The 13,311-nt window shown below is 62.2% G+C and carries 9 protein-coding genes; 7 read left to right on the top strand and 2 right to left on the bottom strand.

What is annotated here, in order from left to right:
* Positions 1-17 precede the first annotated feature (17 nt).
* From QP165_RS17855 to QP165_RS17840, 4 genes are all read left to right on the top strand, one after another.
* Positions 18-1,478, top strand: coding sequence for a TM0106 family RecB-like putative nuclease (locus QP165_RS17855; protein ID WP_333996642.1), 1,461 nt, complete (start codon positions 18-20; stop codon positions 1,476-1,478).
* The gene (locus QP165_RS17850; protein ID WP_333996641.1) at positions 1,475-2,005 is read left to right on the top strand and encodes a hypothetical protein; all 531 of its coding nucleotides are present in this window, start codon (positions 1,475-1,477) and stop codon (positions 2,003-2,005) included. Before QP165_RS17855 ends, QP165_RS17850 begins: the two co-directional genes overlap by 4 nt.
* 188 nt (positions 2,006-2,193) lie before the next feature.
* Entirely contained in the window at positions 2,194-3,546 is a 1,353-nt protein-coding gene (locus tag QP165_RS17845; protein ID WP_333996640.1) for a hypothetical protein, read from the top strand.
* A 424-nt stretch (positions 3,547-3,970) separates the two neighbouring features.
* Positions 3,971-4,966, top strand: coding sequence for a hypothetical protein (locus QP165_RS17840; protein WP_333996639.1), 996 nt, complete (start codon positions 3,971-3,973; stop codon positions 4,964-4,966).
* A gap of 1,277 nt (positions 4,967-6,243) precedes the next feature.
* Here QP165_RS17840 and QP165_RS17835 read toward each other — a convergent pair.
* On the bottom strand, positions 6,244-6,936 hold the full coding sequence (locus QP165_RS17835; protein ID WP_333996638.1) for a hypothetical protein: 693 nt from the start codon (positions 6,934-6,936) through the stop codon (positions 6,244-6,246).
* 421 nt (positions 6,937-7,357) lie between these two features.
* On the opposite strand from QP165_RS17835, the gene QP165_RS17830 reads away from it, so the two are divergent.
* Positions 7,358-8,044 carry a hypothetical protein gene (locus QP165_RS17830; RefSeq protein ID WP_333996637.1) on the top strand — a complete coding sequence of 229 codons (687 nt, stop codon included), beginning with the start codon at positions 7,358-7,360 and terminating at the stop codon, positions 8,042-8,044.
* A 123-nt stretch (positions 8,045-8,167) separates the two neighbouring features.
* On the opposite strand, the gene QP165_RS17825 is transcribed toward QP165_RS17830, so the two are convergent.
* The gene (locus QP165_RS17825; protein WP_333996636.1) at positions 8,168-8,440 is read right to left on the bottom strand and encodes a hypothetical protein; all 273 of its coding nucleotides are present in this window, start codon (positions 8,438-8,440) and stop codon (positions 8,168-8,170) included.
* 949 nt (positions 8,441-9,389) lie between these two features.
* Between QP165_RS17825 and QP165_RS17820 the strand changes: the two genes are divergently transcribed.
* Together QP165_RS17820 and QP165_RS17815 are read left to right on the top strand one after the other, a co-directional pair.
* Positions 9,390-10,823 carry a hypothetical protein gene (locus QP165_RS17820; RefSeq protein ID WP_333996635.1) on the top strand — a complete coding sequence of 478 codons (1,434 nt, stop codon included), beginning with the start codon at positions 9,390-9,392 and terminating at the stop codon, positions 10,821-10,823.
* On the top strand, positions 10,820-13,261 hold the full coding sequence (locus QP165_RS17815) for a hypothetical protein (protein WP_333996634.1): 2,442 nt from the start codon (positions 10,820-10,822) through the stop codon (positions 13,259-13,261). Before QP165_RS17820 ends, QP165_RS17815 begins: the two co-directional genes overlap by 4 nt.
* The last annotated feature ends 50 nt before the right edge of the window (positions 13,262-13,311 follow it).

Here is a 13,311-nt window from a genome sequence, read left to right as displayed (position 1 = left end):
GGTCGGTGTCCGCCTCCATGCTACGCGACCTGCTGCTGTGTGAACGACGGCTCGCGCTCGACCTCCACGGCGTCCAGAGCCGACGCGAGGAGACGTCCGCATTCGTGCAGATGCTCTGGCGCGACGGCCTGGCGCACGAGGCAGACATCCTCGCCGCTCTCCCCGGCCCCGTCGCCGATCTTCGCGGGCTCGGTCGCGCCGATCGCGAGATCGCCACCAGCATCGCCGTGTCCAACGAGGTGCCGACCATTCTGGGCGCGGTCATCACCTGCGCCGATCTCGTGGGCATGCCGGACATCATGCGCTGGACCTCGCGCGGACACATCGCGCTCGACGTCAAGGCGGGTGCCGCCCTCGAAGGCCCACGTCAGACCTACAAGCCGACCTACCTCGCGCAGGTGAGCCACTACGCACACATCCTCGCCGCCACGGGCATGGGCCGCGGCGACATCAGCGGCATCGTCGATCGCGACGGCAACGAGACAATCTACGATCTGAACCTCCCCCTCGGACGCGCCGGCACCACCGGGGCCGAGCGACACCTTGAGCTACTATCGGATGCCCGGCTCATTCGCGATGGAGGTCGCGACACCACCGGGGCCATGTGCGCCATGTGCGCGATGTGCGACTGGCGAGCCGTCTGTAGAGAGGATCTGCGGGACGCCGACGATCTGACCCAGCTCGCCGGGCTCGGCCGAGCCATACGCGAACTCGTACGTCCCGTGGCGACGACCGTCACCGGGCTTGCCCGGCTCGAACCTAGCGGGCGGCCCGCGCTGCCGGGCATCGGAGAGGAGCGGCTGGACCGCTTCGTCCAACGGGCGCGTCTGTGGGCCGACACGGCCAGCGGCCCTGTGGCTTACGCGCCCATCAGGCTCGGCCCCAATGCCCACAGCATCGACTTCGATGTCGAGGCGGACCCGACCCGCGGCATCGTCTACCTTCACGGCTTCTGGCACGATCGCGCCGACACGGACGGCGAATTCGTACACTTCTTCGCCCCAACCATCGACGACGACGGTGAGCGGGCCGCGTTCGCCGACGCGGTCGCGCACTTCCGGCGGCACCGGGATGCCCAGTGGTTCCATTATTCCAGCTACGAGCGGACCGCCTACAAGGCCCTGCAGAGGCGCCACCCGAGCGTCTGCGACGAAGGGGAGATCGATGAGATCTTCGCGGAGGAACGATGCACCGATCTCTACAAGGTGATCGCCGCCGACACCGACTGGCCACTCTCGAGTTACGGTCTCAAATCCGTCGCGCGCGCCTGCGGCTTCTCGTGGAGCGACTTGGATCCGGGAGGGGCCAACTCGATCCAGTGGTTCGACGACTTCGCGCGAACCGGTGACGAGATGCTGCGCGAACGCATCATCATCTACAACCGGGATGACGTCCGAGCCAGCGCCGTCGTTCGGAACGCGCTGGTCGAACTCGGCGAAACCGGTCGCGTAGCCGCGTTCCAAAGGCCATCCAAGTGAACGCCGATCTTCGCGATTGGCTCGCGGCCTATCCGGGGATCAGGAGAATCTCGGTGCTTGCGCTCGACGCGCACGCCTGCGGGCTGCTCGATCTGGAGGTCGCGGTGAACAAGGCGGTGTTACGCGATGCAAGCGTCGCCACCGGGCAACGTCGCACGGAGCATCATTCGCTGGGGTATCACCAGCGCGCGGCCTTAGGTTACTCCAAACGACGCAACAGGCCGGCGATCCGACTTGAGGGCGGCGTCGCTGTCCTGCACGGTTCCATCACCGCCGGGATGGCGATATCGCAGACCAGACACGCCGCGGTCCTGCACTTCGCCGCTTCGCTGCCCGAGACCGCCGTCGCCCTACTACCAGGACGCGCACTCGCCGACGTGGTGGATTGCCCCCTCGTCCGTAGACGCAACTATACGATCACGACCGCCGAGCAGACCGATGACGGATTGTACGTCAGCTTTCCCGTCCTAACGATGTCCATGCCACCGCGAGCGGCAAACCGCGCGATGGGACTCGTGGATATATGACCACCCCGCCGCCGACGGTAGAAGGCGCAGGCATGCGGACTCGACGGGTTCCCAGTTTGCTCGAGATCCCGTCGGTGGTCGTCGGCCTCCGGCCGGACGCATGAGCGGCAGCGTCCGCGTCCAGGAAGCGGACCGTCGATCGCACCTCCGGCGCCGTTCAATCAATTCTAGCGGCCGCGGCTAAGCCAGTGGCGTACGATGCAAGCCAGACTCGCCGCCAGGTGGAGGGCCTCTCCCAGAGCTTGCGATGCTACCTCGGCGTGATGGACGTCGGGAACGGCACCGAGATCTCTGACGCGCTCGCCAGTGCGCTGATCGTCGACCTGCGACTGTCCGCACGTCCGGACGGTCTGGAACGGCTTCACCATCTTTCGGCTCATGAGCTGCTCGAGGCGGCGGGGGATCTGCGCCGTACGCTGGACAGGCAGGGCGACGGGTTCCATCTGCCACTTGGCACCCGGGCGTCCCCCGCACTCCCCGGCAGCATAAGGATGGGCGATGAGAGCTGGGGACTCGATGCAGGCAAACCCGGCCTCCACCCGGTCAGATCACTCCGCCACGACGCGCACGGCCCGAACCTCGAACTCCTAATCAAGCGCATCCGCAACATGTCGCGAAACCTGGCATGTCGCCGTCTCGGACTCCCAGAACCCATGACCGTCATTCACGACGGCCCATTCGACGTGCTGCGCTTCGCGCCGCTGGCGGAGGCGGGTCAGGCAATACTGAAGCTATCGGCATATGAGACCGGGTCGGAACGCTTCTGCTCGGCGATGCCCTCGCAGATCGAGACGCTCGCCGCCAGGATCGTCGACGAGATGAAGGCTCTCTGGAAGTTTCGGCGGCAGATCGGCGCGCGGGTCACGGCGGTCCGGAAGGCGGCCTCAGCCATTGCGCCGAGCATCGGCGCCGCATTAGGCGGCGTCACCGTCAAATGCGGCGTTCGCAAGAACCACAGCATGTTCCTGCTCGTTGTCGAGTTTATAGCTGTCGACGAAGCGATGCGCCAAGGCATCGTATGCAGGACAGTCGGCCCTTTCCACGACATGGAGGATCTGGACCTCGTCTCCCTCGGTACAGCTGATCGAGCCGGACGCCGCGAAGCGCTTGCAGTCGCTGGTGCCGATGGTTGGATCGACGAGCTTGCCATCACCATCGCCCGAGCTGCTCCGGAGGGACCAGCGGCCGTTCTCCAGCGGCTCGCCGACGCCTACCTGACCATCGTGCCGGTACCTTCGAACTCTGGTCCAGTCTTCGCGACGTTGGGCTGGCATGACGGTGTCGTCACGACCGAGCTCTGCATGGATGGTCTGTACTGGGAGGGCCTTAACGTCGAGTTGGATGGCGTCGTGCCGGAAACCGTCCTTGCCTGCCTACCCGGCCGTCGCCTGGCCGAGCTGGTCGAACTGCCCTTCGGCTGCGACGCCATCATTGCCTGCGCCAGGCGCGGACCGTCGGGACTGCTGATCCAGCTCCAGCGGCGAGAACACTACATTAAATGCACGACGGGCCGGATATGGGCGGCGCCCCACGCCGATTGAATGTTCGGCGGACGACGAGTGGAAAAGATGCAAACCATCTCGGTATCTCCGACGTCACAGCATCGGCATCAGTCCGGCAAGATAAGAGCTCGCCCTGCGACCTACGGTAAACCTTCATATCGTAGCCGGGCGGGAGTTGGCGGGTCCTCGCGTCAGGGTGCGTCGGCGAGGCCACGATCGCGCACCCGGCCGGGCGTTGTTCAAGCGCCTGAAAGCCACTTACGTCCTCGCGAAAGTCCGGCCGGCCTGACCTCCAATCCGTTTGTCCGCGCGTGCGAAACTGACGCCTGCGACGGGTGTACCACTGATGGGTTTTTCAAGGAGTTTGCTTCAAATCGCCTGAGCAGGGGCGTTTTCTCGGATCACGCAATTGAGCGGAAAAAAGATCCTGCGCCCAAATGTCGGGCCGGAAAGGTGAAATCCAATGATGCATACGACGATCGATACGCCAGACATCCGACTCGCCAAGATGCTGATCGCCCGGAAGCTGAAGGATAAGGGCGTCGACCTCAACCCTGACAAGTTGGTAGCCACCATCAAGGAGGACGGTGATCGAGATCCTCAGATCCGTCTTCGCTATCCTCTCCGCAAGGTCTCGGTCAGCCTGCAATCCGTTTTAGGCAGGTCGGAGTCCGTTACGGCCGAGGACATCGTCGAGATCGCGGATGAGCAGGCGGAGAAATACCTTCGCATTCTCCGCGAATGCGTAGACCTCGAAGATCTTCTCGCTGAAGCAAAGACCGTCGCGAAGCGGCAAATCTCCGAATCGAACCGGCGCGGCACTTCGTTCAAACTGCTGGGCGTCCAGCCTTGCACGATCCAAGCGCGGGAGGACTGGATGCCCTCCCCGGAGGTGACGATCGAGATGCTCAACCCGGGGCTCCAGCCCGAACGTTACAGCATCGTCGCCGAATATCCCGAGGACATCGTCCGGGATCTGACGGACGAACGGATCGTGCAGAGCCAGACTCTGCGCGCCGTCCGCAAGAGATGGTTCGACGAAGTCGGAGGTGGCGGCGCGATCGACGCGGTCGTCGTGGCCGCGATCCGCGCCAGCGGGCAGAACGTCCCCGAGGTGATCCAGCGCATGCGCGCGGTCCATCACGGCTTAGTTCTGCCGTGCGGCGATCTGCGACTGAACGTGCGTTGGAAGGACGGATTGATCACGACGGCCTGCGCGATAAACGACGTGGCGTCCTACGCTGACTCGATCCTGACGCTGAAGAAAGCGAAAAAGGCGTCCAAGCGAAGCCTGGCGGGCCTGCCGGCCCGCGTACTCGTAGACAGCCCCCTGCTGGAAGGGCAGACAATCGTCGCCATGCAGGAAAGGACCGGCAATAAATGCGCCATCCTGGAGCATCGCTTTCACGTGTTCGATGCCGAAACGCTCGAACCGCGGGACCAGCTTTTCCCGATGTGATCGTCCTGGCGTGCGTCGGCGGACTAAGATCGCGACGCACGCCTGTCGATGACCGCGCAAGCTTGGCCGATTATTGCGCTCGCGCTCCCGGCAGGTTGCGTAGTGAACCGCCTCGCGGCCGGACATGGCCTTGGCGGTACGTGACGCCAAGGCCCGTCAGAATGGCAGTTCCACGAAGCCTGCACGCCAAGACCGTAGCTGGCAGGATTGCAAGCGGGTGTGGCTTCCAATCCTCCCGGACTGGCGCGCAGGTTGATCATACGATCGATCGTCCAAAGTTCGATCAGCGTTGGATCTCGCGATCAATCGTGATCTTCGTCTCGACCGTGACCGCGTGGGGTCGTCGCTGATCACCAACCACCGAACTGTCCTCACCGGCAATGGGAGGCGTGGTGCGGACACGGCAGCGTGAACCAATCGCCCCGTCACCTCGCTCGAACGACAATCTACATCGGGGCGACTTGGCGCTGCGATGTCCACATCCCGGTCGATCGTCCGGAATGCAAACGACGTCCAGCGATCCAATCGCCACATGTTCTCGTACGCTGGCTCGCCGAAATAGGTTCCCGGCGCCGCCTCACGGGTGACCCGTTCGAAAGGCGATCTTGGAGAATTCCAAGCGACCCCGACGATCCTATAATGGCTGATACGCGGCCGTCCTGTCGCACGTGAGACGACCATGCCTTACATATCGCGACCATTCCTCGATCTCCTGGACCTGGCCGATGTTTCACCTGAACGCGTGAACGCCGTCATCGACAGACGACTGGCCCGTGGCGATGACACGCGCATGCGGCCAAACGAATACTATCCCACTCTGCTTCGTAAGGTCACCGGAGTCCCGGTCGTCGCCATTTCACGCAGGAGCATGCACCTCCTCATGTCTATCGAGAGCAACAAGCCCTTCTGGCATTATCACGAACGAAACAGAAATAGGTGCACCCTCGTGTTGGCTGCCGACATACCGTCGACCCTTCAAGCCGCGCTGATTGGCCGTGGGAGCGGCCAATTGGCGGCGACATCAAGCTGTCTTGCTCAAATCCCCATCACGGGCTTCATCGACGATGATCCGTGTGGAACGAATGCGTTGCTGCGACCGGCATGGTTGAGATCTCTAATGGCTCGTGTGCGCGTCGCCTGTTTGGGTTCCACTGAAAACGTGCGCCGCGGCGTTGATCGTCTTCCGTTGACTGTCTCGGTGACCAAGGAGGATGTTGCAGGCTACGGCCAATCGCGGGCACCAAGCACTGGCCGACCGCGTGCGCATGGCCTTGGGATCACCCGAAGAAGCGCCCGTCGTTCAAGAAGAGATGCTGCCTCGCCCCGTCCGCATACGTCACGACATGGGCGACGGCCCAGGAGGTTAGTGGTCCCCGGGCATAGCGAAGGGCGGTCTGGCATACGCCGGCGCAGTACAGTCCGCCGCGCGTCGTCGGGCGGTGCGTGTGGCCCAGCGTTGCCCTGATCCCGAGCCTCTCGAAGAACGGCATGCCGCCGCGCTTCCCATCTGATCCCTGGTGACCGTGGAGCCCGTGCTCGATCCCCGCGATCTCGAGGCTCTCACCCATCTTCAGAAAGCGTATCCGGGCCAGGCCGTCGGATCCCAGACGACGCAGGACCTTCTCGAACAGGCCGTCAGTGCCCTTCCCAGCTGCCAAGTTATGGTGGAGCGCAAGGGATGCCTCCAGGAAAAACACGGCATTGCGCGGGTCCTCGCGGAAGTCCGCATCTCGAAGCCAATGCACCAGCGCGTCGTCGTGGTTCGATCCCACGACGATGCTCCGTGCCCAAGGCCGACGGGTGTCGACCAGGAATTCGGCCGAGGCCCGCATCTCGGTCCGGACGCAGTCTCGTCCGGCGGCCATCTGGGCGAAGCGTTGATGATGATCTCGCGCCTCGTGATGGTTGCGCGCCGAGAAGTCGGCCAAGTCGTGAAAGATCATGAAGCGCGGCCGGAGGACGTCGATCAACGGCGGATCGGAGACGATGCCCGCAGCGCCGCCCCCATGTCGCACCCGCGACGGCGGGGTCGAGATGGGCGTGGTGGATGTCGCCGAACGTCAGCGCTTCGACCCGGCATCGCGCGGTGACGGTGCCGTTCACCACCCTGTACTGCAGATCCTGGAAACTGCCGTCGCCCTCAGGATTGGCGGTGATGTGACGGCAGTGCGCCGCGTTTCCAGCGGTGAGTTCGACGATCACGGCGCCAAGTTGAGACGGCCACGCCGGTGCCGAGCCGCCGCGGGGCCTCGTGACGACGCCCGTCGTCATCTGCACCTTGAGGCCCCCTGCTCTGATCCGCGCCAGGGTCTCGAGTTGGACGACCGGATGGCCGATGATCGTCCAAGTGGCCGAGCGGCGGTTCGCCAGCCCGTCCAACGGCCTGCTTGATTGCAGCGGAACGCGGATGTCCGCTGCGACGTCGACGACTCCGCCGATGTCGATCCGGTCGTCCCGAACCAGCGGGCGGATGTCCTCTGCACCCTTGCCGAGAAGTCCGGTCCGACCCAGCCTCAACACGACGATCTCGGCGTCGATCCTCGCTGCATAGGCACGAAGGTTCATCCAGAACGGCTGGTGGACGACCGCGCCCGCCTCGATCGCGGTGATGATCAGACGCCGCACCCTGTCTCCGGTTCGGACGACCCGGACGAAGCAGTTCTCACGACGCTCAGGTATCTGGGCGATCTCGCCGGAAACGACCGGATCGTGCTGGACGTGGATGGCGGGTCTTCCTCCACTCTCCCTTCGGGAGACGCCGAACCGGGTCGCGACATCACCCCGCAACATCTCCTGAAGTGGTGGAGGCGAAATGCCTTGGTCCCGCATCATGTTGCGTTGGAACTGCACCAACGCCTCACGCACCCTGATCATCGAAAGGCCGAGTTGCCGAGCTACGATCGACATCGATCTGTGCTGGACGAACAGCGAATGGATCTCCGCCTGCTGCGCGGTGACGTACGTCTTTCGTTTCGCGTTTTCAGACAATGGGACGAAGTCCTTCCTCTTCGGTCGCGCGCGTCAGCCCATCGCCAAGCCGTAAGGCGGCATGGAAGGCGATGGCACGATCGCATGTGACTTTCTGACGATCACTGGATCGGCCAGCGGGGTCGCCGCGAACTGACATCGAGCGGCCGCGGACAGCTAACCGTTCTCCGTCGTTTTTCACGGGGGAGATCATTGGCGTCTCAACTGAAGCCGTCATTCGCTCAACTCGCTGCGGAGCCGCACGATGATCGCGCGGAGACTATCCACCTCCTCGAGGAGCACCATGATGGGCGTCCGACCGAACATTGCGACGTTCGCGGTGCGAAGCCATGCCGCCGCATCCTGGGCGAATATCCCAACGAGAAGATCACCGAGGTCGACCAGATGACGTAGTCGGCGCTCCTGCCAGGGTTCAGGCTGCCAGCAGCGCGCCCGGGCCTTCGTGAGCGGCCATGTCCGAGGAGGCAACCCGATCAGACGCTGCACCTCGCCATCATCGAGGCACAGGTCGTCCGCAAGGCATGACGTTCGTGTGATGAGAAGCCGGATCTCAGGTTCCGGTCGCGGGAAGTGATCGCAAATCATAAATACTAAATATGCACATGTGCATATTGTTCCCTTCAGGGTTCAATACCTGAGCCCCCACTTGGCTTCCATCGCAATGTGAATTCGTGGACTCGGCGATCACGCTATCGCGGAAGGATTGTACGGGTGACGCCGCCGCTCCTTGCTGCTTGAAAGATAGCGATGGCTACGAACGCCTGGTCCCGGCCCCCGTGCGGTTCCGGGCCGACAACGGCAACGCCGTCGACGACTGGTGCGTGGCCGTCTGGGCGTCATGGTGAAATCCCGGGTGAACATCGCGGCGGATCTGCGCGCCGGGTTGTTCGAACACGTGCTTCCAGGCTGACCTGCCGCGGACCACCTCATCGTCGCGCTATTTCCCGACCGTGTCACCATGCCGCGGAAGACGCGCGTTTTCCTAGACGTGAGGGTCGAGGCGATGAACGGGCCAAAAGAACCGAGTCCCCTCACGAGCCGATCGGATATGTTGGCGCCCTGTGAAACGTTGCGATCCAAAAATGAAGGAAAAATAGGAAACCGGGTTGCAGCCGAACCGGCGTTCGGAATTCTTTCGGTACCTAAAGCTCTGACGTTGGACGGTAGAGACAACGATCAACGGTCGCGGTTGCATCCACCGCTGCCCTCCGAGCTTGCGATGTCGGCACAGCAGAGTCTGGAATGGCACCATTCTCGTTTTACCGATCTGAGGATGATTGAAAATTCCAGTGTAACCGGGGGTGTTGCACATGACCGGTCTTCGTCCGCCCTCGGTAGATCCACTCAGATCGTCGCGATTTAACCGTTATCGGTTCGTCGGACGAATAGAACATTTCTCCGACCTCCCACTTTGGCCGCCAAACGAGCCGGCCGCATGAAGCCTTTGCGTGAAAGCCGTAGTGCAACACCCCGCACGCCGGGGATGGAACCCCCAAAACCAAACCAAGGACTGGCAAAATTTTTCAGAATAGATATATTCCAGTTTATGGACCCCGACTCGTCTTTGTTCCGCTTTGAGATCGTATGGGATCCGGCCGATGAACTGCCGGTCCAGCTCTTCGGTCCGGACGGGCTCCCCGATGCGCGCCTAACCGATGCCGCTCGGCACATGACTGCGCATGTCAGCCAAAACTCCCTGCCGAAATATCTTCGGGGGACCGCCGCGATGCTCGATGCCCAGCAGCGCCTTCTCGACAGCAATCCGCACCTTGAAGACATGTGGTCGGAAACCGCTCTAGCCACCGAGATGTGGCGGGATGTGCTGATTAGCATGGGTCTCGAGCCGAAGTGGTCGAGCCGCGAAGGCTGCTACTACATGTCTGTCGCAGACGATCAGTTCGACCGATGCAACATCGGCTTGAACGGGCTGTACGTGCTCTACCAGTCTGCGATGGACCGCAAGTTGTACGCTGGCGCGGAAAACCCGCTGGCGTGTATCCGAAAGACGGCGCGGAGCGGAAGGCGAGCGGCACGGGCCATCTTCCGCATCAAGCGCGAAAAAGCACGCACTCTCCGCACTCAGCTTCCCGCGATCGTGGAACGCGTTCGTCGTGCAGGTCGGAACGCTAACCGCCCGTGGCCCGCGGCTGTACGAATGCTCGTGGACGTCATGATCGAAGGTCTTGCCAGACTGTCCGAGCAGATCCGCCTTACGCTTAGGGATTGGTGGGAAGCCTCTGAGTTCGGTCAAGCGATCAGCACCGGCAACAAGGGCGACGACTTCGCCCGAACCAAGGAGCAGCAGATCTCGGCAGCGCTGGCGGCGCTACTGCGACTGTACGTCGACGAGGAGCGGATCGACCGGAACGAGCTGGAGGGCAAGACGCGCCGCACGTTGGCGGACTTCAGACGGTTGGCACTCGGCGGCGACCTCGCCGCACTCGAACGCGAACCGCTCTTTACGAACGCAAAGGGTGAATTCTTCAGCCAGTCCGGCGTCGCAGACTATTACTTCAAACCTGCAATGACCGATGCTGGCCTGGACCAAATCACCTCCCATGCGCTTCGCCATGCCGGAGTGAACGCGTTCTTCGCCTGGCTTAAAACCCAGCCTGCGGCCGAGCGCGAGGAACTGAAAGCCGGTTTCGGAAAATACATGGGCTGGAAATGGCCGGATGCCATGCTGGCACACTATAGCGAACCCGAGCGCCGCCAGCAGGCGATCGAAACCGCGATCGCATTCATCCAGGCGCGACGGATCGACCTCGACGCGATGGAAAACGTGCCCTTCATAGCAAACGACGACGAGCCCGTCGGGGCACACAATGACTCCGATCTTGATCGGCTGGCCAAGTTGGAGGCCGCATGAGACACATATATCTGCAACACGCCGCCGTCCAACTTGGAGTGAGCGGATACGCCGCCAGAGCGCTGGCAAACGCCTGCGCCATCCAATGGAACGACGACAAAACCAAGGTGGAGCTGGAAGAAGGCATTGATCGGATGGAGTTGATGGAACGCGTGTACGGCGCTCGCGCTCCATGCACTTCGCCCGAAGACTTTCACCATGTTCGTCGCTTGGGACACATCCTTTTAGGTCGGCCGCGACAGTCACCGCCAAAAGGGTTCATAGAGGATGCATTCCGGCATCTCGATGGGTCGACGCCCAACCGGACGCTCACACCGATCACTTTTCGGGCTCTCACCGGCGTCACCGAACCAATGGCTTTAAGCCTTGTCGTCTCACACGATCTGGAGACGGAGGCAGACGCAAAAACGATCGCAGGCAGATTTTCGGTCTCTCCGGGCAATTATGAGCAATCGGTCAATGCACGCCTGCCGGAAGAACTGAGGGAACTCCCAGGGACATATTTGCAGAATGCGGAAACACATCCGTCCATGCGTCCAAAGGACGGCATTTTCAAACGGCTTGCCCAGATCGCGGACGAACGGCTCTTCGTCGGATGCGCCATCGTCACGTTGCGACGCGCTGCCCGCAAGGAGCGCGGTCAAGACGAACTCGTCCGGTATATGTCGGCTGTCGACTGCAACGTCAGCGACATCGCTATCGGCGATCCTCATCAACTGCGTGCTGCCATGGAGCGCATGCTGGGCAGTAAATGGGCCGAGCAGCGAAACGCGCCACGTCCTGTGCTGGAGGCGCTCGCCTCCTACAGGCAGGCGAGCAAGGCCATAGATGAATACATCGAGACAGTGGTCCCCGCCGGCGAGAAGTCGAAGTTTCGCAAGTTTCGGCTCCCGATGCCAGCGGGTCACGAGCGGTTCTTCGCGAGCGTCCTGACTGTCTTGAACGAATCCCGGCGAGGCGACATGAAGTCACGCCAGAAGCGCATCAAAAAGATTCTGGACGCACCGCTAGCATTTCTGCTCGTGGGCCGGGTCCGGTTCAATGAATGCGTCACGATCCGCGCAAAGTGCCGCGAGGTGATCGACGCGCACATCGAAGGTGGCGCCCGGCTGACGACACCGAAAACGTTCCAGCTGCCGTACGTAGCGCGTGACATCGATAACCAATTCCGCAGCGTGCATCAGACCGCACACTTCAAACTCTGGACTTGGGACCTCCTTCATTCCAGCATGAACGGAAAGCGGGTCGGAAACGGCCTCATGAAGAGGAACTGGGGCGTAACATACAGCGGTTCCAAGACCGGCAGGTCCGCCTACGTCGTCGAGTTCCTCGGCTGCACCCCTGCGGAGCCGGGGGGAAAGACGATCGTCCCCTTCATTGCGGAGTTCGCCGAGTCCTGGATCATCGACGACGTCCCCACGCTCGACGAGCACCAACAAGAACAACGCGCCGCCAAGCGACTAGTATGGCAGATGCCGTTCGACCCACCGTCAACGCCATTGGGCGTGACGACGTTCAGCACGTCGCGACGCCATTCCTTTCGGGATGCGTATCGCCTGCTGCGCTCCCAGGACCCCTTCGGGCACGAACGCCACGTGCTGCTGATCGCGCACGAGGAGTTCACTCTTGGTGTCCAGTATGCACATGCCAGTGTATTCATCTGCGCAGATGCCGGTAGCCGGATCACCGAAACCCTCCAGGCTCCCTCTAGCGGATCCGGGTACGAGGTCCATGTAGACCCCGTCACGAAGGATGTCTTCAAAGAGTACACGGCAATCTGCAAGAACGGCGGCGCCCCCAAGCCGTTCCTGCTCAGCCCGAACTCTTTCAGTCATCTCACAGACCTAGTCGTCGAAGTTGCGAACGCTTGGCACAAAGGAAAGATGGCACCCCCGGTCCATCCGACCGGTGCGATGAAAAACCGCGGCATTCCAGTTGCGCGCTACGCCTTCACCAAAGAAGCCGGCATGCTGAGCGAGACGGATCTCGGGACGCTTCAGCGGATACTCTATCTCGGCTGGCATGAGCTTGCGAACCACGACATCCGGCATCTTTTCACATCGATGGCTCGCAGGGGCGGAGTTCCCAAGAAAGTCCGCCAGGAATTGCTCCATCATGAAGATCCCGCGACGGGCGACATCTATGGTGTCGCGACCCCCTCGCAGGTAAGCCAGCAGCAAATTCGTCTGCAGCAGCAGCGGTCCGCCGGAATGACGGAACTGCTCACTTCAGCCAAGGCCGATGCCACCCCGCGAACGCGCCTGGCAAGCCGCGAACTTGCGCGTGCGGAAATGAATTTGAATTTTTACCGTGAGCGGGAGTGCTTTAGGGAGGCGACTGAAATGGAAAGCGAGGTCAAACGTTGGGCCGATGAGCTCGCACGGGCGATCGCTGCACAGACCGGCGGCGCGGAGGTGATCAATGCCGATACGATCTAGAGATCGTCGTCCGAGCACCCACACGAGGAACTCGACCACCCGGACCCTAT

The organism is Sphingomonas sp. 22R3R2A-7, from assembly GCF_036856055.1.
Lineage (GTDB): Bacteria > Pseudomonadota > Alphaproteobacteria > Sphingomonadales > Sphingomonadaceae > Sphingomonas.
Note: the sequence above shows the minus strand (reverse complement) of the source record. Positions and strands in the feature narration are given on the sequence as shown.

Coding starts and splice junctions, on each gene's coding strand:
- QP165_RS17855 (WP_333996642.1), top strand. CDS start 18: ATGCTACGCGACCTGCTGCTGTGTGAACGACGGCTCGCGCTCGACCTC.
- QP165_RS17815 (WP_333996634.1), top strand. CDS start 10,820: ATGAGACACATATATCTGCAACACGCCGCCGTCCAACTTGGAGTGAGC.
- QP165_RS17840 (WP_333996639.1), top strand. CDS start 3,971: ATGATGCATACGACGATCGATACGCCAGACATCCGACTCGCCAAGATG.
- QP165_RS17820 (WP_333996635.1), top strand. CDS start 9,390: ATGAAGCCTTTGCGTGAAAGCCGTAGTGCAACACCCCGCACGCCGGGG.